The organism is Streptomyces sp. RLA012, assembly GCF_056270325.1.
In genome coordinates this window covers 4,141,855-4,162,002 of the sequence record NZ_JBWDPA010000002.1, presented here as the reverse complement: position 1 = coordinate 4,162,002, position 20,148 = coordinate 4,141,855, and the positions used below count along the sequence as shown (strand labels likewise).

The 20,148-nt window shown below is 70.6% G+C and carries 19 protein-coding genes; 7 read left to right on the top strand and 12 right to left on the bottom strand.

The window, feature by feature from the left end; genetic code table 11:
• Window positions 1-212: 212 nt before the first annotated feature.
• From fomD to RV986_RS18700, 5 genes are all read right to left on the bottom strand, one after another.
• Window positions 213-905, bottom strand: a complete 693-nt coding sequence (gene fomD, locus RV986_RS18720) for a cytidylyl-2-hydroxypropylphosphonate hydrolase (protein ID WP_475918512.1) — start codon at window positions 903-905, stop codon at window positions 213-215.
• A gap of 115 nt (window positions 906-1,020) precedes the next feature.
• Entirely contained in the window at window positions 1,021-2,436 is a 1,416-nt protein-coding gene (locus tag RV986_RS18715; protein ID WP_475918511.1) for a class II fumarate hydratase, read from the bottom strand.
• Between the two features lie 56 nt (window positions 2,437-2,492).
• On the bottom strand, window positions 2,493-3,341 hold the full coding sequence (locus tag RV986_RS18710; RefSeq protein WP_475918510.1) for a helix-turn-helix domain-containing protein: 849 nt from the start codon (window positions 3,339-3,341) through the stop codon (window positions 2,493-2,495).
• Window positions 3,342-3,593: 252 nt separating this feature from the next.
• Window positions 3,594-4,034, bottom strand: coding sequence for an SH3 domain-containing protein (locus RV986_RS18705; RefSeq protein WP_475918509.1), 441 nt, complete (start codon window positions 4,032-4,034; stop codon window positions 3,594-3,596).
• A gap of 170 nt (window positions 4,035-4,204) precedes the next feature.
• Entirely contained in the window at window positions 4,205-5,875 is a 1,671-nt protein-coding gene (locus RV986_RS18700; protein ID WP_475918508.1) for a fumarate hydratase, read from the bottom strand.
• Window positions 5,876-6,051: 176 nt separating this feature from the next.
• On the opposite strand from RV986_RS18700, the gene RV986_RS18695 reads away from it, so the two are divergent.
• Entirely contained in the window at window positions 6,052-6,744 is a 693-nt protein-coding gene (locus tag RV986_RS18695; protein ID WP_475918507.1) for a DUF1707 SHOCT-like domain-containing protein, read from the top strand.
• 199 nt (window positions 6,745-6,943) lie between these two features.
• Window positions 6,944-7,315, top strand: a complete 372-nt coding sequence (locus RV986_RS18690) for a WhiB family transcriptional regulator (protein WP_475918506.1) — start codon at window positions 6,944-6,946, stop codon at window positions 7,313-7,315.
• A 163-nt stretch (window positions 7,316-7,478) separates the two neighbouring features.
• Here RV986_RS18690 and glpX read toward each other — a convergent pair whose 3' ends face one another.
• Window positions 7,479-8,510: a class II fructose-bisphosphatase gene (gene glpX / locus RV986_RS18685; RefSeq protein WP_475918505.1), complete on the bottom strand. Its 1,032-nt coding sequence runs from the start codon at window positions 8,508-8,510 to the stop codon at window positions 7,479-7,481.
• Between the two features lie 125 nt (window positions 8,511-8,635).
• Between glpX and RV986_RS18680 the strand changes: the two genes are divergently transcribed.
• Entirely contained in the window at window positions 8,636-9,157 is a 522-nt protein-coding gene (locus tag RV986_RS18680) for a DUF4245 domain-containing protein (RefSeq protein WP_475918504.1), read from the top strand.
• A gap of 138 nt (window positions 9,158-9,295) precedes the next feature.
• Here the strand turns inward: RV986_RS18680 and RV986_RS18675 are convergent, their stop codons facing one another.
• The 3 genes from RV986_RS18675 to xseA all read right to left on the bottom strand — a co-directional run bounded on the left by RV986_RS18675 (window position 9,296) and on the right by xseA (window position 11,735).
• Complete coding sequence (locus RV986_RS18675) at window positions 9,296-9,886, bottom strand: malonic semialdehyde reductase (protein ID WP_475918503.1); 591 nt, start codon at window positions 9,884-9,886, stop codon at window positions 9,296-9,298.
• Between the two features lie 343 nt (window positions 9,887-10,229).
• Complete coding sequence (locus RV986_RS18670) at window positions 10,230-10,517, bottom strand: exodeoxyribonuclease VII small subunit (RefSeq protein WP_475918502.1); 288 nt, start codon at window positions 10,515-10,517, stop codon at window positions 10,230-10,232.
• Between the two features lie 9 nt (window positions 10,518-10,526).
• On the bottom strand, window positions 10,527-11,735 hold the full coding sequence (xseA, locus tag RV986_RS18665; protein ID WP_475918501.1) for an exodeoxyribonuclease VII large subunit: 1,209 nt from the start codon (window positions 11,733-11,735) through the stop codon (window positions 10,527-10,529).
• A 127-nt stretch (window positions 11,736-11,862) separates the two neighbouring features.
• On the opposite strand from xseA, the gene RV986_RS18660 reads away from it, so the two are divergent.
• Window positions 11,863-12,867 carry a 4-hydroxy-3-methylbut-2-enyl diphosphate reductase gene (locus RV986_RS18660; RefSeq protein ID WP_475918500.1) on the top strand — a complete coding sequence of 335 codons (1,005 nt, stop codon included), beginning with the start codon at window positions 11,863-11,865 and terminating at the stop codon, window positions 12,865-12,867.
• Between the two features lie 205 nt (window positions 12,868-13,072).
• Entirely contained in the window at window positions 13,073-13,819 is a 747-nt protein-coding gene (gene ppgK / locus RV986_RS18655; RefSeq protein WP_475918499.1) for a polyphosphate--glucose phosphotransferase, read from the top strand.
• 56 nt (window positions 13,820-13,875) lie between these two features.
• Here the strand turns inward: ppgK and RV986_RS18650 are convergent, their stop codons facing one another.
• Window positions 13,876-14,463, bottom strand: a complete 588-nt coding sequence (locus RV986_RS18650) for a DUF6542 domain-containing protein (RefSeq protein ID WP_475918498.1) — start codon at window positions 14,461-14,463, stop codon at window positions 13,876-13,878.
• Window positions 14,464-14,638: 175 nt separating this feature from the next.
• Between RV986_RS18650 and ychF the strand changes: the two genes are divergently transcribed.
• Complete coding sequence (gene ychF, locus RV986_RS18645) at window positions 14,639-15,727, top strand: redox-regulated ATPase YchF (RefSeq protein ID WP_475918497.1); 1,089 nt, start codon at window positions 14,639-14,641, stop codon at window positions 15,725-15,727.
• Here the strand turns inward: ychF and RV986_RS18640 are convergent.
• A complete protein-coding gene (locus RV986_RS18640) occupies window positions 15,717-16,628 on the bottom strand; it encodes a squalene/phytoene synthase family protein (RefSeq protein ID WP_475918496.1) in 912 nt (303 codons plus the stop codon). The genes ychF and RV986_RS18640 overlap by 11 nt on opposite strands.
• A 5-nt stretch (window positions 16,629-16,633) precedes the next feature.
• Window positions 16,634-17,602: a hypothetical protein gene (locus RV986_RS18635; protein WP_475918495.1), complete on the bottom strand. Its 969-nt coding sequence runs from the start codon at window positions 17,600-17,602 to the stop codon at window positions 16,634-16,636.
• Between the two features lie 230 nt (window positions 17,603-17,832).
• Between RV986_RS18635 and RV986_RS18630 the strand changes: the two genes are divergently transcribed.
• Window positions 17,833-20,118 carry a DEAD/DEAH box helicase gene (locus RV986_RS18630; RefSeq protein ID WP_475918494.1) on the top strand — a complete coding sequence of 762 codons (2,286 nt, stop codon included), beginning with the start codon at window positions 17,833-17,835 and terminating at the stop codon, window positions 20,116-20,118.
• Window positions 20,119-20,148 lie beyond the last annotated feature (30 nt).

The window sequence follows — 20,148 nt, the reverse complement described above, 5'->3', positions numbered from 1 at the left end:
GAACGCCGTCGTCGGCATGAACGCTGTAGCGGCCCCGCGCGGCCCGGCGGGCCGTCCGCCGACCGTACCCCCGTGGCCCTCGTACCCCTCGCTCACGTCCTGCCGCCCCTCGGTGACGTATGGTCAAGCCCAGCGCATGCTGCGGGAGTTGCTGCTGTGCGCCCTTGCGGAGGCCGATCCTACGGTTGTACCACGGGGGCGCATCAAGGGTCTCATGAGGACACGTACGCGGGCGTACGGTCCCAGTCATCCGGCAGGGCGGGAACCGGCCAGACGGGATCCGGGCGCCAGTGTTGCCAGCCGTCCGAGAACGGCGGGCCCCAGGCGCGGATCACTTCCGCCGCCGACTGTCCCGCCGCCCGCACCCGAGCGGCCAGTCGAGTATCCATCAAACCGGCCCGTTGCGCCTGTGCGAATTCGTCCTCATCGAGCCAGCGCCAACTCCGGTCCGGGTGGACGGAGATGTCCAGGAAGTGGTCCTCGGAGTCGACCCCGCCCTTCCAACGCGTCAGCGGGGCCTCCAGATTCACGTACCAGTTCTTGAACCGCCAGCCCGGCTCCCAGAAAAGCCACACCGACCAGGGCTCGCCGGGCCGTGCCAGCTTCAGGACCCCGGTGCCGAACCAACGGTCCCGCTGCACCGTACGGGCCTTGGTGTAGCGGGACTCCAGCGGCTCCCCGTGCACCGGCGTGCCGTCGGCCAGCACGGGCTTCACACACTCCGTGCCGGGGGCCAGCCACACCGCGAGCAGTTCCGCGTCGTCCCGTACGACGGTCACGGGGCGGCAGATATGGAAGCGCTCACCGGCGTTCTCCCGGTACCGCCACAGGATGTGACTCCCGGGAGTCCAGTACTCCGTCGCCCCACCCGCCGCCACGCGTCTCACCGCTCCACCCTCTGCCATGACCAGATATTAGGTGCCACAGGCATACGACGCTGCGGCGCGCGTCACGGTTCGCGCCATGGACCGAATCCCGTAACGGAGGCTTCATCGAAGGTCGTCCGGGCGTCGAACGCCGTTACGGACGCGTCATCCTCAGGACATCGAGCGCCTCGTCCAGCTGCTCCAGGGTGAGGTCGCCGCGCTCCACGTAACCGGATTCCAGCACGACCTGGCGGATGGTCCTGCGCTCCGCCAGTGCTTTCTTGGCCACTTTGGCGGCCTCCTCGTACCCGATGTACTTGTTGAGCGGCGTCACGACCGACGGCGACGACTCGGCGTACTCGCGGGCGCGTTCGCGGTGCGCGACGATGCCGTCGACGGTGCGGTCGGCGAGCAGCCGGGAGACGTTGGCGAGCAGCCGGACGGACTCCAGGACATTCTTGGCGATGACCGGAAGCATGACGTTCAGTTCGAAGTTGCCGGCCGCCCCGGCGACGGCGACCGTCGCGTCGTTTCCCATCACCTGGGCCGCGACCATCAGCACGGCCTCGGGAATGACCGGATTCACCTTGCCGGGCATGATCGAGGAACCGGGCTGGAGGTCGGGCAGACTGATCTCGGCCAGACCGGTGCGCGGCCCGGACGCCATCCAGCGCAGATCGTTGGCGATCTTCGTCAGCCCGACGGCGATCGTCCGCAGCTGCCCGCTCGTCTCGACGATCCCGTCCCGCGCGCCCTGCGCCTCGAAGTGGTCGCGGGCCTCGGTGAGCGGCAGCCCGGTCGCCCGCGCCACCTCCGCGATGACGGCGGCGGAGAACCCGGGCGGCGTGTTGATCCCGGTCCCCACGGCGGTCCCGCCCAGCGGCAGTTCGGCGAGCCGGGGCAGCGCGGCCCGGAGGCGCTCGACGCCGTACCGGACCTGGGCCGCGTATCCGCCGAACTCCTGTCCGAGCGTCACGGGCGTGGCGTCCATGAGATGCGTACGCCCCGACTTCACGACATCGGCGAACTCCCGCGACTTCCGCTCCAGGGCGGCGGCGAGGTGTTCCAGGGCCGGAACGAGATCGCGGGTCACGGCGGCGGTGGCGGCGATGTGGATCGAGGACGGGAAGACGTCGTTCGACGACTGCGAGGCGTTCACATGGTCGTTGGGGTGCACGTCCCTGCCGAGCCGCTCGGTCGCGAGCGTGGCGATGACCTCGTTGGTGTTCATGTTGGAGGACGTACCGGAGCCCGTCTGGAAGACGTCCACCGGGAAGTGCGCGTCCCAGCGCCCCTCGGCGACCTCGGCGGCCGCCTCCTGAACGGCCTCGGCCACGTCCTTGTCGACGACTCCGAGCCGGGCGTTGACCTTGGCGGCCGCCCCCTTGATCTGTGCCAGGGCCTCGATGTGCGCGCGCTCCAGACGCTGACCCGAGACGGGAAAGTTCTCCACGGCCCGCTGGGTCTGGGCCCGCCACTTCGCGTCCGCGGGCACCCTGACCTCGCCCATGGAGTCGTGCTCGATCCGGTACGGGGCCTGTGCCTGTCCGCCTGCCTGTTCATCGGCCATTGCCGATCACCTCCACTGGGGACAGCATCGCGGACGTGTGCGGTGTTCCCGCGCAGTCAGCTCCGTGCGCCGCCCAACGGGCCCGTGCACGCGGACTCTCCGCCGACCTTGGCGCAGGCCTCCGCCCCGCGCGGGCTCGACGCGGCCAGCATCGGGCTGCTGTAGCCGTCGGAGGGGTCGCCCGGGTAGGCGGCGGAGAGCTCGTCCTCGTCCGATCTGATCGAGATCTCCCGCGCTCCGCCCGCCTTGGTGCGGACCTCGGACCAGACCGTCGCGCACGACGGGGAGAAACGCAGCAGCACGACCTGTCCGGCGCGCGTGGCGGTGCTCTCCGTCCGTGCGTCACGGCCGCAGGTCTCGGCGGTCGGGAACTGCCCCTGGCAGCCGCGGCCGCGGCAGGAGGCGGCCACGGGGGCCGTGCGGTGGCCGGGGTCCAGGACGTCGGCGGCGCCCGCGGTGACCGCCACGGTGGCCGCCGTCGCCGCGAGGGCGACGACGGCCCGGTTGGGCCCCCGGGCGCGCCGGCCCCGAACCGGCGCGCCCGGCACCGCGGCCGGTGGGACCGGGGACGGTGGGAGCGCGGCCCGCGGGGGCGGGGTGGCCGCCCTGGACTGGGCCCGGGACGCGGCGTCCCACAGGGCGAGGAGCGGACCGGGGTCGGTGTCCGCCAGGCGGCCGAGCGACTCGACCGCCGAGCGCGGCGGGAACTGATCACCGTTCAGATAGCGGTGCCAGGTCGACTTGCTGAACGGGGTGACGCAGGCCAGCGCGGCCAGGCTCAGCCCCGTCCGCTGCTTGAGGCGGCGCAGCCGCTCCACCAGGAGCTGCTCCGCGTCGGCCTGTTCGGTGCCGACGCGCTCCGCGTCGGCCGACGAGTCGGGCAGCGGCTGTCTCTTGACCGTCACGTGGCTCTCCCTCTCGCTCCCCCGCCCTGCCGGGGTGACCGCCCTGATGTGTTCCCTCGCACGGTGCTCGGGCACACTCCGATCGCCCGAATGCGAACCGCATATGAAGGGGAGTTGACCTGCCGTTTCGCCAGGGGGGTGGGATCGTCGGCCGATCGACTTGTCCTACCGGCCGGCGGGACGGAACCCGTCCCGCCGGCCGGCGCCGGACCTCCGTCCGATCTCATCAGGAGCCGAGCGGTGAGGCGTCCGTCAGCACCAGCGGACGGCGCGGAGGTTGCGGACGTAGTGGGCGGAGACGTAGCCCTTGCCGTGCGCGAGCCGGTACCAGAGCCGGTTGCCCAGGACGGAGGACCCCTGCCTCTTGCAGGTGATCGCCAGTACGCGGCCGGCGGGCCGGGAGCCGATCACCCGGTAGCCGGTGCCCGGTCCGGACCGGACGTGCAGCCGCATGTGGTGGGTGGTCACACGGCCGAGGACATGGCGGGTGAGGTGGTGCCGGGGGCCGGGGAGGCCGGGGATCGAGGACTGCGGGACCGAGGGGTGCCGGTTCGACGACGCGACGACCGAGGGCGGGGTGCCCCGGCCGGGAACGTGCGTGGCCGGGGCGGCGGAGGCGACGGCTGTCACCGGGAAGACGGCGACAGCCGCGATCGCGGCCACCAGGCCGCTGCGCAAGGCGCGACTCATCATGGGATTTCCCTCCGAGATGACCTGTGGACCACAGGATGTGATCCAGTCATCACCGAGGGTTTCCGGCAAAGCTCGCAAGAATGCCGTCCCACCCGTTCCTGGGACGAAGTGGGACAGCATCGGGGCGAAGCGGGACGCCGGACCAATCGGCCCGGCCACCCCCGAGGGCGCTACGCGAGCCCGGGGCCCCGCACCGGAATGGACGTGAACGTCGGTTGGGGAGCGGGATCCTGGAAGAAGTCGTTGCCCTTGTCGTCGACGACGATGAACGCCGGGAAGTCCTCGACCTGGATCTTCCAGACGGCCTCCATGCCGAGCTCCTCGTACTCGACGACCTCGACCTTCTTGATGCAGTCCTGGGCGAGCCGCGCGGCGGGCCCGCCGATGGAGCCGAGGTAGAAGCCGCCGTGCGCGTCGCAGGCGTTGGTGACCTGTGCGGACCGGTTGCCCTTGGCGAGCATCACCTTGGAGCCGCCCGCCGCCTGGAACTGCTCCACATAGGAGTCCATGCGGCCGGCCGTCGTCGGCCCGAAGGAACCGGACGCGTACCCCTCGGGCGTCTTCGCCGGGCCGGCGTAGTACACCGGGTGGTCCTTCAGGTACTGCGGCATCTCCTCGCCCGCGTCCAGCCGCTCCTTGATCTTGGCGTGTGCGATGTCGCGCGCCACGACGAGCGGACCGGAGAGCGACAGCCGGGTCTTGACGGGGTACTTCGTCAGCTCGGCGAGGATGTCGTCCATCGGCTGGTTCAGGTCGATCCGCACGACGTCGTCCGCGGCGGAGTCCAGGTGCTCGTCCGTGGTCTCGGGCAGGAACCGCGCGGGGTCCGTCTCCAGCTGCTCCAGGAACACACCCTCGGCGGTGATCTTCGCGACGGCCTGGCGGTCGGCGGAGCAGGACACCGCGATCGCGACCGGGCAGGACGCACCGTGCCGCGGCAGTCGCACCACGCGCACGTCGTGGCAGAAGTACTTGCCGCCGAACTGCGCACCGATGCCGATCTTCTGCGTCAGCTCGAAGACCTTCTGCTCCAGGTCCTTGTCCCGGAAGCCGTGCCCCAGCTCCGAGCCCTCGGCCGGGATCTCGTCCAGGTAGTGCGCGGAGGCGTACTTCGCGGTCTTCAGGGCGTACTCCGCGCTCGTACCGCCGACGACGATCGCCAGGTGGTACGGCGGGCAGGCCGCCGTGCCCAGCGAACGGATCTTCTCCTCCAGGAACTTCATCATGGAGGCCTCGTTGAGGACCGCCTTCGTCTCCTGGTAGAGGAAGCTCTTGTTGGCCGAGCCGCCGCCCTTCGCCATGAACAGGAACTTGTACGCGCCGCCGTCGGTGGCGTACAGCTCGATCTGGGCCGGGAGGTTGGAGCCGGTGTTCTTCTCCTCCCACATGGTGAGCGGAGCCATCTGCGAGTAGCGCAGGTTCAGCTTGGTGTACGCGTCGTAGATGCCGAGCGAGAGGGCTTCCTCGTCGCCGCCCCCGGTGAGCACGTTCTGTCCGCGCTTGCCCATGACGATCGCGGTGCCGGTGTCCTGGCACATGGGGAGTACACCGGCGGCCGCGATGTTCGCGTTCTTCAGGAGGTCCAGCGCGACGAACTTGTCGTTGCCGGACGCCTCCGGGTCGTCGATGATCCGCCGCAGCTGCGCCAGGTGCGCGGGCCGCAGGTAGTGCTGGATGTCGTGGATGGCCTCCGCCGCCAGCTCGCGCAGCGCCTCCGGCTCGACCTTGAGGAACGTCCGCCCGTCGGCCTCGAAGGTGGAGACACCCTCGGAGGTCACCAGCCGGTACGGAGTGGTGTCCTCTCCCTGGGGGAGCAGATCGGTGTACGCGAACTCAGGCACTAGCCCATTCCTCACTCGGCAGACAGCGGCATGCCTCCATTGGCAGCGTCACCCAGCGTAGAACCTGGCGCGGACGGTGCGTCTGTGAGGTAAGGCTCAGTTGGCGTGAAGGCCGGTTTTCCACAGGTCGCGAGAAGGGGTAGTCGCGATCTATCGCGTTTGGGTACGCTGCTGTCGTGGACCTTCAGAAGCGCACCGACACCCGTGCCTCCGATGCCGAACTCCGGGCCTCCGACGCCGACCGCGACCGGATCGCCGACATCCTGCGCGAGGCCCTCGCCGAGGGGCGCCTCACCGCCGACGAGCACGCCGAGCGGATCGAAGGGGTGCTGGCCACCAAGACCGTGGGCGAACTCGACCAGTTCGTCCGGGACCTGCCCGCCGCCCACCAGCGCCGAGCGACCTCCGCGTACGCGGCCACGCCCAACCGCCCCCAGCCCGGCGGGATCCCGGCCGAGGCCGCCGAGAACGTGGTGGCGGTGTTCAGCGCCGTGGTGCGCAAGGGCCGCTGGCGCGCCGGGCGCCGCATCCACGCGTACGCCGTCTTCGGCACCGTCGACATCGACCTCAGTGAGGCGATCTTCGAGTACCAACAGGTCGTGATCAAGGCGATATCGGTCTTCGGCAACGTCGAGATCAAGGTCCCCGAGAACGTCTCGCTGCGCAGCAGCGGCGGCGGAGTCCTCGGCAACTTCGAGGCGCACACCATGGACGCGGGCGACCCCGACGCCCCGGTCGTCTATGTCGAGGGCCTCGCGGTCCTGGGCAATGTCGAGGCGCGGCCCAAGCGCGGCAAGGTCGTCGCCGACATCCTCGATCGCGCGATGGACCGGGTGGACAGGAGTTTGCGCAAACACCTGGACCGTTGACGCCTGTGAACGCGACGGCGCGCGGGGCGCACCGGTCCACTGGCCCGCGCCCCGTTTTGAACGACCGGCTCCGCTCTTGGGAACTCAGTGCATAGGCGCGCGCACAGCGGGTAGGCCTTGCTGCATCGCCTCTTGGAGGGCGCTGTGGAACCTCCCGCGGTGCCCGGTACGCCCGCGAAGCCGTCGTCAGGAGTAGACCGTGCTGCAACCGCCGCATCAGTCCCTGCAGGTAGCTGCCGTTCCGGCGCAGCGGGCGCCAGTGCGGGACAGGGATCAGGAAGCCCCATGGCACACGGAGGCGGTGTGCCGGAGGGACGAGGCCGGCCTGTTCTTCGCACCCTCCAAGGAGCCCACCGCGGCCCGGCTGTCCCGCGAGGAGGCGGCCAAGCGTGTCTGCGCGCGCTGTCCCGTGATGGTCGAGTGCCGCGAACACGCGCTGCTGCAACCCGAGCCGTACGGAGTGTGGGGCGGCCTGACCGCCGCCGAGCGCCGCGTGGTGCTCGCCCGGCGCCGCCGCCGCGACCTCGAACTCAAGAAGGCCGCGCGCGGCCCGATAGCCGCGGCCGGCTGACACGCGCACACCGAAGGGGCCACCCCTCCGCACAGGGATGGCCCCTTCGCCGTACTCGCGCCCCGCAAGGGGCGCGGGGAACCGCGCGATCAGCCACGACGCACCCGCAGTGATCCACAGACCCGCAGTTCCCCGGCACTCCCAGCGGAGCGACCCCGCGGAGCTATTTCGCCCGGTCGAAGTCGATCGCGCTGTACGCCCGCAGCTTGCTCAACCGGTGCTCGGACGTGATCTGCCGCACCGTCCCCGACTTGGACCGCATGACGATGGACTCGGTCGTCGCGGTCTCCGCCCGGTACCGCACCCCGCGCAGCAGCTCGCCGTCGGTGATGCCGGTGGCGACGAAGAACACGTTCTCGCCGGAGACCAGGTCGTCGGTGAGCAGGACGCGGTCGAGGTCGTGCCCCGCGTCGATCGCGCGCTGCCGCTCCTCGTCGTCCTTGGGCCACAGCTTGCCCTGGAGGGTGCCGCCCAGGCACTTCACGGCACAGGCGGAGATGATGCCCTCGGGCGTACCGCCGATGCCGAGGAGCAGGTCGATGCCGGTTCCCTCGCGCAGCGCGAGGATCGAGCCCGCGACATCGCCGTCGGAGATCAGCTTGATCCGGGCGCCGGTCTCGCGGATCTCCTTGATGATGCCGTCGTGCCGCGGCCGGTCGAGGATGACGACGGTGACGTCCTCGGGCGTGGACCGCTTGGCCTTGGCGACCCGGCGGATGTTCACCGAGACGGGCGCGTTGATGTCGACGAAGTCGGCGGCCTCCGGCCCGGTGACCAGCTTGTCCATGTAGAAGACCGCGGACGGGTCGAACATGGTGCCGCGGTCGGCGGCGGCCAGCACGGCGATCGCGTTGCTCATGCCCTTGGCGGTCAGGGTGGTGCCGTCGATCGGGTCGACGGCGATGTCGCACACGGGACCGGTCCCGTCGCCCACGCGCTCCCCGTTGAAGAGCATCGGGGCCTCGTCCTTCTCGCCTTCACCGATGACGACGACGCCGTTCATCGAGACGGTGGAGACGAGGGTGCGCATGGCCCGTACGGCGGCGCCGTCGGCGCCGTTCTTGTCGCCGCGGCCGACCCAGCGGCCGGCGGCCATCGCGGCGGCCTCGGTGACCCTGACGAGTTCCAGGGCGAGATTTCGGTCGGGGGCCTGGGAGGGGACCTCGAGTTCGGAAGGCAGATGATGCTCGGTCATCGGAGCGCACCTTTCTGATACGACGACGGCCGGATGAGGGTGTGCCCCGACTCTATCTCCAGGCCGACAAAATGAGCAGGGGGGCCCACGGATGAGCGGGCCAGGGCACCTGCGACGATAGGGGTGTGGCAGGTACGACAGGCAAGCAGAAGACGGTCCGGGACATGCTCCTCTCCCTGGGCCTGATCGGGCTCATGGCGGGCGTGATCTACATCTTCATCCCGCACGACGACTCCGCGCCTCCTCCCAAGCGCGTCGACTACCGTGTCGAGCTGCTCACGGCACGCCGCGCGGCGTCGTACCCCGTGGCGGCCCCGGTGGGTCTGCCGACGGCGTGGAAGGCGACCTCGGTGCGGTACGACGGCACGCAGTTCGACGCCTGGCACCTGGGCTTCCACGCCCCCGACGGTCAGTACGTGGCGATCGAGCAGTCCACTCAGAAGCCGACCGTGTTCATCGACGCGGCCAGCCAGGGCGCCGCGGCGACGAAGGTCACCCAGCGGATCGGCGACCAGACGTGGCAGCGGTACACGGGCAGCAAGTACGACGCCCTCGTGCTCAAGGACAAGGGTTCGACCACGGTGGTGACGGGGACGGCGTCGTTCGGGCAGCTGACGAAGATGGCGGAGGCGCTGAAGACGTCGTGACGCGTCCGCGTGACGTGTCCGCCATGGCGTGTCCTCGTGACGCGTATGCGTGACGTGTCCGCGTATGAGTATGCGTATGCGTATGCGTGAGAAGGGCCCCCGGCGCCATTGCCGGGGGCCCTTCTTGTGCGCGGGGGATCAGACGGTCGTGACGACCTCGTCGAACTCCAGGCGCGGGGAGCGCGGGAACCAGGCGTCCTCGCCCGGCTTGCCGATGTTGACGACCATCAGCGGGGTGTGGTCGTCGTCCAGGAACTCCTTCTGGACGCCCGCGAAGTCGAGACCGGTCATCGGGCCGGCGGCGAGGCCGGCGGCGCGGATGCCGATGATGAAGTAGGCGGCCTGCAGGGCGGCGTTCAGCCGGGCGTTGCTCTCGCGGACCGCGCGGTCACCGAAGACGGCGTCCTTGGCCTGCGGGAAGTGCGGGAACAGGTTCGGCAGCTCCTCGTGGAACTCGTTGTCCGCGGAGAGGATCGCGACCAGCGGGGCGGCGGCGGTCTTCTTCTGGTTGCCCTCGGCAAGGTGCTGCACGAGGCGCTCGCGGGCCTCGGGGGAGCGGACCAGGGTGACGCGCAGGGGCGACTGGTTCATGGAGGTCGGGCCGTACTTGACCAGGTCGTAGATCGCCTGCACCTGCTCGTCGGTAACCGGCTCGTCGGTGAATGTGTTCGCGGTGCGGGCCTCGCGGAACAGCAGGTCCTGGGCGGCGGAGTCGAGAACGAGAGACATGGGAGAACCTCTTGAGACATGGGGGGCGAGATCCGAGGGGGATCGGCTGACATCGTCGACAGTACGACGAAGAAATTTAAGCTTCAATCAAAATGGGGGTGAGGTGACCTGCTTCACAGGGTTGGGGCTGGTGCGATCGCCGCGACCGTGGGCAACGGGGTGGGGTGGGGGAGAGGGGGCGGCCGGGCTCGGAGGGCGGCTACCGGACTGGGGGAGTGGCCAGGCTGGGGGGAGCGACCGGGCTGGGGGAGAGTGGCCGGGCTGGGAGGGGAGTGGCCGGGCTGGGAGGGGAGCGACCGGGCTCGGTTCGGGGGCGGCTACCAAGCCCGGAGGGGAGCGGCGGTCAATCGGAGTCGGCGACCTGGTCCCTGCTCCCCTTCGCGTTCCCGCTCCTGCTGCCGGTCCCGTTCTCGTTCCCGGCCTGCGGCTCCTCCTCGGCCAGCGCCGCGTCCAGTCGGGCCCGCGCGCCCTCCAGCCAGCGGCGGCACACCTTCGCCAGCTCCTCGCCGCGCTCCCAGAGGGCCAGGGACTCCTCAAGGGTCGTGCCGCCCGCCTCCAGGCGGCGTACGACCTCGATCAGCTCGTCCCGCGCCTGCTCGTACCCGAGTGCCTCGTCCACCTTGCTGGTCATGCGCCCACCCTATGCATCGACTCGTACCGTGAATTCACCCTCGGCGACCCGCGCCCGCAGCGCCTCACCCGCCGCCACCTCGTCCGGGTCCCGGACCACATGCCCGTCGGCCTTCTGCAGCACCGCGTACCCCCGCTGGAGGGTCGCGGCGGGGGAGAGCGCCACCACGCGCGCGCGGGTGTGAGCCAGCTCCGAGTCGGCGCGGTCGAGGAGGTGCCCGAGCGTGCGCCGCCCGCGGTCCAGCAGCGCGGCGACCTGATCGGCGCGCTCGTCGACCATCCGGTGCGGATCCTCTATCGAGGGCCGGGCCAGCGCGTGCGCGAGCCCGCGCTCCTCCCGCTCGATGAAGGACTGGACGCTCCGCCGCGCCCGGTCGCGCAGGAACCGCACCCGCTCGTACTCCTCCCCGACGTCCGGCACGACCTTCTTGGCCGCGTCCGTCGGCGTGGACGCGCGCAGGTCGGCCACGAAGTCCAGCAACGGGTTGTCGGGCTCGTGCCCGATGGCCGACACGACGGGCGTACGACAGGCCGCGACCGCCCGTACGAGCTGCTCGTCCGAGAACGGCAGCAGATCCTCCACGCTGCCGCCGCCCCGCGCCACGACGATCACGTCCACATCGTCCAGGGCGTCCAGTTCCTTCACGGCCTGCACGACCTGAGGCACCGCGTGCACGCCCTGCACGGGGACGTTGCGCACCTCGAAGCGGACGGCGGGCCAGCGGTGCCGCGCGTTCTCCAGCACGTCCCGCTCGGCCGCGGACGCCCGTCCGCACACCAGCCCGATGAGCTGCGGCAGGAACGGCAGTGCCTTCTTGCGCTCGGGCGCGAACAGCCCCTCGGCGCCGAGAGCCTTCTTCAACTGCTCCAGCCGGGCGAGCAGTTCCCCCACGCCCACCGGCTTGATCTCGGAGGCCCGCAGCGACAGCTGTCCCCGCGGCGCGTACCACTCGGGCTTCGCGAGGACGACGACGCGGGCGCCCTCTGTCACCACGTCCGCCACGGCGTCGAACACCTGCCGGTAACAGGTGACGCTCACGGAGATGTCGAACGACGGGTCGCGCAACGTCAGGAAGACGACGCCTGCGCCCGGGCGCCGCGACAACTGGGTGATCTGCCCCTCGACCCACACCGCGCCGAGCCGGTCGATCCATCCCCCGATGAGCCGCGACACCTCGCCTACGGGCAGCGGGGCGTCCGCGGACGTGTTCTGAGCCATGAGCCCGAGCGTAACCGCCACCACCGACAGGCAGGCCCCGTCGCGGAGCGGTGCCGTTTTCCGCCGCGGAGCGGCAGCGGGTTCGCCCCGAGGAGGCGATCCCTCGCCTGTCGGGCGCGGCCTTACGATGGGTGCCATGACTGCTTCGCCTGGCCGCCGTGTCCTGCTCGCCGCCCCCCGTGGCTACTGCGCGGGCGTGGACCGCGCCGTGATCGCCGTCGAGAAGGCCCTTGAGCAGTACGGGGCCCCGATCTATGTCCGCCACGAGATCGTCCACAACAAGTACGTCGTGCAGACCCTGGAGAAGAAGGGCGCGATCTTCGTCGAGCAGACGGCCGAGGTCCCCGAGGGGTCCATCGTCATGTTCTCGGCGCACGGCGTCGCCCCGGTCGTCCACGACGAGGCCGCGGCCGGCAGGCTCGCCACCATCGACGCGACCTGCCCGCTGGTCACCAAGGTCCACAAGGAAGCGGTCCGGTTCGCGAACGAGGACTTCGACATCCTGCTGATCGGGCACGAGGGCCACGAGGAGGTCATCGGCACCTCCGGCGAGGCGCCCGACCACATCACCCTCGTGGACGGCCCCCGGGACGTCGCCAAGGTCGAGGTCCGCGACCCGTCCAAGGTCGTCTGGCTCTCCCAGACCACGCTGTCGGTCGACGAGACCATGGAGACGGTCGACGCGCTGAAGGAGAAGTTCCCGCAGCTCATCTCCCCGCCCAGCGACGACATCTGCTACGCCACGCAGAACCGCCAGCTGGCGGTGAAGCAGATGGGCGAGGAGGCGGACCTGGTCATCGTGGTCGGCTCGCGCAATTCCTCCAACTCCGTGCGCCTGGTCGAGGTCGCCAAGCTGGCGGGCGCGCGGGAGGCGTACCTCGTGGACTTCGTCGACGAGATCGAGGAGGGGTGGCTGGACGGGGTGACCACCGTCGGTGTCACCTCCGGCGCCTCCGTCCCGGAGATCCTCGTCGAGCAGGTCCTGGAGTGGCTGTCCGCGCGTGGCTTCGAGGACGTCGAGATCGTCAAGGCGGCGGAGGAGTCCATCACCTTCTCACTGCCGAAGGAGCTGCGCCGCGATCTGCGTGCGGAAGCGGCGGCGCTGGTGGCGGAGCGCACGGTCGGGAAGTGACGGACCCGGCGGCCGTACGGGGCCGGGCTCGTGCCGGTCCTACGGAGCCGGGCTCCTGCCGGGGGTAGAGAGCCGGGCGCTCGCTGGCCGTACGGGGCCGAGATGTCGTACCGGAACGTACGAAACCGGTAGGCGGATATCACGGGGTACGGCACTGTGCGCCGTTCGAGAAGTGACTGTCAGTCCATCGACGTAACGTAGGGCCATGCAGATCTTCGGCGTGGACATCGGCGGATCCGGGATCAAGGGCGCCCCTGTGGACCTGGACCGCGGCGATTTGACGGAGGAGCGCTACAAAGTGCTCACTCCGCATCCGGCGACACCGGACTCGGTGGCCGACGGCGTGAAGGACGTCGTCGGCCACTTCGGCTGGACCGGTCCCATCGGCATCACCTTCCCCGGCGTGGTCACGGGCGGTTCCACCATCCGTACGGCCGCCAATGTCGATCAGGCGTGGATCGACACCGACGCGCGCGCCCTGCTGAGCGGGCGGCTGGGCGGCCTCCCGGTGACGGTGCTGAACGACGCGGACGCGGCGGGAGTCGCCGAGATGGAGTTCGGCGCGGGCCGCGACCGCCGGGGCACGGTCCTCCTGCTCACCTTCGGCACGGGCATCGGCAGCGCGCTCTTCACCGACGGCGAACTGGTTCCGAACACGGAGCTGGGACACCTCGAACTGAACGGCCACGACGCGGAGAAGCGCGCCTCCACCAAGGCCAAGGAGGACCACGAGCTGACCTGGGAGCAATGGGCCCACCGGGTGCAGAAGTACCTCGCCCATGTGGAAATGCTCTTCTCGCCCGAGCTCTTCATCATCGGCGGCGGCGTCAGTCGCAAGGCCGACAAGTTCCTGCCGCTGATCGAGGGCATCAAGGCGGAGATCGTCCCGGCGCAGCTGCAGAACAACGCGGGCATTGTGGGGGCGGCGATGAGGGCGGCGAAGTCGGCGTAGGCGGTGTAGACCCGCCGGGGGCGCGCCGGGGCCAGGGGGCGGTGCGGTCGTGAACGTCAGACCGGACGGCGGCGTGGCTGGAGCTCCGGGCGGGGTGCCTGGGCCCTGCGCCGGGCGGCCCTGAGGCTCATCAGCCGGACCTTCCGTACGGTCGAGATGACCCCCGCGACCAGCGTTCCCCCGTACAGCCATCCCGCCTGCGTGGCGAGCGCGGTGACGAGCCCCATCAGGCGGCCCCCCAGGCCGCCGCCCCCGTCCGCGACGGGCAGCAGCCCGAACGTGAAGGCGATCGGCACGACGACGGGCGCGGTGACGAGGTCACCGCGCCGCACCCACAGTGCGGTCAGCGCGCAGACGGGCAGGAACAGCACCCCGTACACCACCAGCGCCCCGTCGAACAGCAGCTGGTCGAGGCAGGCGAGCGCGAACATGGACGCCCCGCAGAACAGTCCGCCGCCGAGCCCGGTCAGCCGGGGGTTCGGCAGCCGCCGTCCCGCCTGCGCCCCGGCGGGCACCGGCGCGGGCCGCCGCGCGGGCGGCGCACTCCTGCGTACGCCGCCTTCCGCGGTCCGCCCGGCCTGGGCGGGGAGAGGCGCGCCGCGTCGCGGTCGGTACTGAGGGGGACGCGTCCTGTGTTGCTCCACCGGACCAACTTAGGTCGGTTAATGTGCCGAACAGCTCCTCAGACACGCCGAGGGGCCGACCTTGGCCATGCGTTCGATACGTCGCCGGTAAGGGACCCGGCACCCCGTAGACTGGTGGATCGGCCCGCGCGCCCCGCGGATCTGTCGCCCACCCTCACGTACGGGAAGTCGCAACGTGTCGCTCACGATCGGAATCGTCGGTCTGCCCAATGTCGGCAAGTCGACCCTGTTCAACGCCCTGACCAAGAACGACGTGCTCGCGGCCAACTACCCGTTCGCCACGATCGAGCCGAACGTCGGCGTGGTCGGCGTCCCCGACGCGCGCCTGACGAAGCTGGCCGAGATCTTCTCCTCCCAGAAGATCCTCCCGGCGACCGTCGACTTCGTCGACATCGCGGGCATCGTGAAGGGCGCCTCGGAGGGCGAGGGCCTGGGCAACAAGTTCCTCGCGAACATCCGTGAGTCGGACGCGATCTGCCAGGTCATCCGTGCCTTCAAGGACGAGAACGTCGTGCACGTCGACGGCAAGGTCTCGCCCAAGGACGACATCGAGACGATCAACACCGAGCTGATCCTCGCGGACCTCCAGACCATCGAGAAGGTCCTGCCGCGCCTCCAGAAGGAGTCGCGCATCAAGAAGGACATCGCTCCCAAGGTCGCGGCCGTCGAGGCGGCGAAGGAGATCCTGGAGAAGGGCGACACCCTCTTCTCGCAGGGCATCGTCCAGGGCTCCGGCAACGAGGAACTCCTGCACGACCTCCACCTCCTCACCACCAAGCCGTTCCTCTACGTCTTCAACGTGGACGAGGACGAGCTGGTCGACGACGACTTCAAGGCCGAGCAGCGCACCCTGGTCGCCCCCGCCGAGGCGATCTTCCTCAACGCCAAGCTGGAGGCGGACCTCGCCGAGCTCGACGAGGAGGACGCCATGGAGCTCCTGGAGTCGGTCGGCGCCGAGGAGCCCGGCCTCGCCACCCTCGCCCGCGTCGGCTTCACCACCCTCGGCCTGCAGACCTATCTGACGGCCGGCCCCAAGGAATCCCGCGCCTGGACCATCAAGCAGGGCGCCACCGCCCCCGAGGCCGCCGGAGTCATCCACACCGACTTCCAGAAGGGCTTCATCAAGGCGGAGGTCATCTCCTTCGAGGACCTCGTCGAAACGGGCTCGGTCGCCGAGTCCCGCGCCAAGGGCAAGGCCCGCATGGAGGGCAAGGACTACGTCATGCAGGACGGCGACGTGGTGGAGTTCCGCTTCAACGTCTAGCGCTCCTCACGGTCCGGCGAGCATTCCGCAGGACTCGCAGCGTGCCCAGCAGTGGGGGGCTCGCGGAGCCGTGCAGCAGCGCTGCTCCGCGTGCCAGGGCCGCGTCGGCGGTCAGTAGCTCGATCTCGACGAATGCGTTCAGGAGTGCCCGCCCGGAGGGCGAGACCTGGGTGGGCAGTTCACGGGCTGCCTCCAGGGTGGCCCGGGCTGCCCTGACCTCGTGCTCCACCAACAGGCGCAGGCCCGGCGGCTCGTGTCCCGCCGCGAGGTCCGCCGCCGTGACCGAGAAACGCGCCAGCGTCTGGGCCGGGATGCCCGGTCGCCCTTCGGCGATGTCCTCGGCGAGATCATTGACGAAGTCCAGCCGCTGGCTGCCGTCGATGAGTGTCCGGCACATCGCCCGGTACCGGCCGCCGTCGTCCTCAGGACCCAGTAGTACGGCGACCAGCATGAAGGCGGGCAGTGAGTAGGCGTCCACGTAGGCCTGGTAGTCGGCCTCGGAGGCGAAGCCGGTGAACTCCAGCTCGGCGCCGGCGGTGGACAGATACTCCTGCACCACCCCCCGAAGCCGCGGATACGCGGCGACGGTGTGCAGCAACGTGCGGATCAGCGGGTCGTCGGCCACCCCTGATTCCAGTGCCTTGCGCAGCTGCTGCTCCCAGGACGCCCACGCCGCGATCCGCTGCGGCTTCGGGCCGGTGTCCAGCAGGTTGTCCCCGTGGTGCATCACGGCCGTCGCGGCCACCACATGCGGCAGCACCGACGGCGGCAGCAGCACGCGGGCCGCCAGGTAGGAACTACGGCGGAACCGCGCCACCAGCCGACGCGCGTCGCCGTAGTCGTTGCGCAGCTCCGGTTCCCGGACCCCGGCCGCGGTCAGGCTCCGCTGCCACGTGCTCATCCTCGTCACCCTCCCGGGCATTCGTAGCGCCCTCGCTCCAGCGGAGTGCACTCCGACAAGCCGGTGACGTTGAACTCGTACACCTGCTTGGGGTGTTCCGCTATGCCGTGCACCGTGAAGCCCTTGCCGTTGTTCGTGATGTCCTGAGTGTGGGTGCCGTCCGAGTCCACATAGGTGACCTCGAAGGCCTTCCAGGTGCAGTCCTTCGTCCCGGACGTGACCTGGATGCGCAGGCCGCCGGGCGTGGCGCCGTTGCCGAGGTCGATCTTCTTGTGTGCGAAGTACGGCTCGCCGTAGTGCTCTTCGTCGCTCCCGGTGATCAGGGGGACGCTGGTGGAGCGCGTCACGTCGAAGAGCATTCCGCCGTAGCTGCCCTCGCCCTCACCGCGCGCGATGATCACGGTGTCGGCCTTGGCCGGGGTGCACCGGACGTCCTTCATCCGCATGCCGTTGATGACGAGGGCGGCCTGCCGGTCGCTGATGAGGTCCGCCAGCCATGCCTCGGAGTAGCCCCACCACTGCGAACGCGTCAAGGGGTGCCAGACGTCGGAGTAGAAGACGTCGCGTGCGTGGTGGGCCTTGCCGAACGGACGTAGGTCCTGGGGCGGGCCGAGGATCTGCTGCTTCTCCTGATCGGAGAACGGTGCGTTGTAGAGCGCGGCCTCGGCGTATTCGGTGTCCTGCCGGACGCCGGCGGAGAACGCGGGCCCCTCCCGGTCGACCTTGTCGTCGGCCTCGCTCGCCACCCTCGCGTCGTGCTCCGAGGTCAGCCAGTCGATGCCCTTCGTCAGCAGGAACAGCATGAGCGAGCTGACGACCACCCAGCCCACCCTGATGAGGATCTTCCGGTTCCGCCTGCGCCGGTCCGTGTCGGCTGCGTCAGGAAGGACACTCTCGATCACGTCGTCCACGAATGACGAGGACGCGCCGTCATCCGCGGCGTCGTCGGCGTCCGCCGTGTCTCTGTCTGGCATACGAGCAGCCTTGGGGGAGTAAGTGGCCAAGTGGAAAGGGGAGTTGATGGTATGTCATGCCCATGTGGCCGCCCGGCGCGCCTCCGCGTACCCCCGCACCGGCGGTCGTCGGTCGTCCTCCCGGCCGACCTGCCGCAGCCGGACGGCCGTCTGCGGACGCGCGGTCACCAGGGGCGGGCCGCCACGGGAGCCGGGCCGGGTTGTCGGTGTCGGGCGGTACTGTCGGGTCCGTGGGGAAACGTGAGCGGAGTCTGCTCGCCGAGGGCGTCGGGCTGCACGAGGCCGCGCGGGGTGTGCTCGCTGATCACGTCCGCGCGCTCGAAGCGGTGCGTGCGGCGCTGGCGCCGATCCGCGCCGAACTCGTGGCCGAGGAGCTGGAGTCCATCCCGGTCTCCCGGCTGAAGGACGTCACCGAGGGGCGCCTGAGGCTCGGCGCCCTGGAGACGGCCGGGTTCGCGTCCGTCCGCGCGGTGTACGACACGAGCCGGCACGCGCTGCGGCAGCTGCCCGGGGTGGGCGCGCAGACCGCCGACCGGGCCCTCGCGGCGGCGCGGCAGATCGCGCGGGCGGTGGAGGAGACCGTTTCCGTACGGATCGACGTCGACCGCCCCGAACCCCGTACGACCGCCCTGGTGATCGCGCTGCGCACGCTGGTCGAGGCCGGTCCCGAGCTGCGCCGGGCCGTGGACGCGGCCACGCGCCTCGATGCGCGGCTCGGCGAGCTGCTGCCCGCGGCCCGGCCCGCGGGCGGACGGCTGGGGACGCTCCTCGCGGGGCGTCGGAAAAAGGAGCGCGCGCTCTCGGCGCTCGCCGGACTCCGCGAACTGACCGCCGACGCGGGCGCCCGGGACGTACGCCTGCTGCTCGCGCAGGCCTCGACCGACCTGCTGCGCACGCCCGCCTCCGACATCGAGGCGTGGGTCGACTTCGAGCTGCGCTCCCCGGAGTACTACAGCCAGCTCGCCGAAGTCTCCGAGCACCGTTCGGACGCGGCGGCGGCCGAGGGCTTCCTGCCGTCGGAGGTCGCCGAGCGGGTGCACGCCCAGCGGCTGGACGACACCCGGCGGCGGGTCTCGCTGCGCGGCTACCAGGCCTTCGGCGCCCGGTTCGCGCTCGCCCAGCGCCGGGTCGTCCTCGGCGACGAGATGGGGCTCGGCAAGACCGTGCAGGCCATCGCCGCGCTCGCCCATCTCGCGGCGGACGGCCACAGCCACTTCCTGGTCGTCTGTCCGGCCAGTGTGCTGATCAACTGGACGCGTGAGATCGGCACCCGCAGCACCCTGCGGGCCCTGCCGGTGCACGGCGCGGAACGGCTGGACGCCTACGAGGAGTGGCGTGAGCGCGGCGGTGTCGCGATCACCACGTACGACGTGCTGCACAGCCTGCCCGCGCCGGACGCGCCGGACGCGCCGGACGCGCCGGACGCGCCGGACGCGCCGGACGCGCCGGACGCGCCGGACGCGAAGGGTACGAGGGGTACGAAGGGTACGAGGGGTACGAAGGGTGGCGGTGCGAAGAAGCCGGGGATGGTGGTCGTCGACGAGGCGCACTACGTGAAGAATCCGGACACCCGTCGCTCCAAGGCGGTCGCGGCCTGGACCGGGCACTGCGAACGCGTCCTGTTCCTCACCGGGACGCCCATGGAGAACCGGGTCGAGGAGTTCCGTACGCTCGTGCGCCAGCTCCAGCCGGCCCTGCTCCCCGCGATCGACCACGGCAGCGCGGCCGCCGGTCCGCACGCCTTCCGCAAGTCCGTCGCCCCCGCCTATCTGCGCCGCAACCAGCGGGACGTCCTCACCGAACTGCCCGCCCTCGTCCAGGTCGACGAGTGGGAGGAGTTCAGCGCCGCGGATCGCGAGGCGTACCTCAGGGCGGTCGAGGACGGGAACTTCATGGCGATGCGCCGGGCCGCGTACGCCGACGCCGAGAAGTCCGCGAAGCTGGGGCGGCTGCGCGAACTGGTGGCCGAGGCGGCCGAGAACGACCTGAAGGTCGTGGTCTTCTCCTACTTCAGGGACGTTCTGGGAACGGTCCAACAGGCGCTCGGGAAGGGCGTGTTCGGACCGATCTCCGGCGGGGTGCCCGCCGCGCGCCGCCAACGACTGGTCGACGACTTCACCGCCGCCCCCGGCCACGCGGTCCTCCTCTGCCAGATCGAGGCCGCCGGGATCGGCCTCAACCTCCAGGCCGCGTCCGTGGTCGTCCTGTGCGAACCGCAGGTCAAGCCCACCATGGAGCACCAGGCCGTGGCCCGCGCCCACCGTATGGGCCAGGTTCGCCCCGTCCAGGTGCACCGGCTCCTCGCCACCGACAGCGTCGACCAGCGCCTCCTGCACATCCTCAAGAACAAGACCCGTCTCTTCGACGCCTACGCCCGCCGCAGCGACACCGCCGAACAGACCCCGGACGCCGTCGACATCTCCGACAGCGCGCTGGCCCGCCGCATCGTCGAGGAGGAGCAGATGCGGCTGGCGGGCCGGGTGGGGCCGGTGCAGGGTGGTGCGCGGGAGCCGTGAGGGTCACGGGTCCGCGTGCCAGGGGGTGGG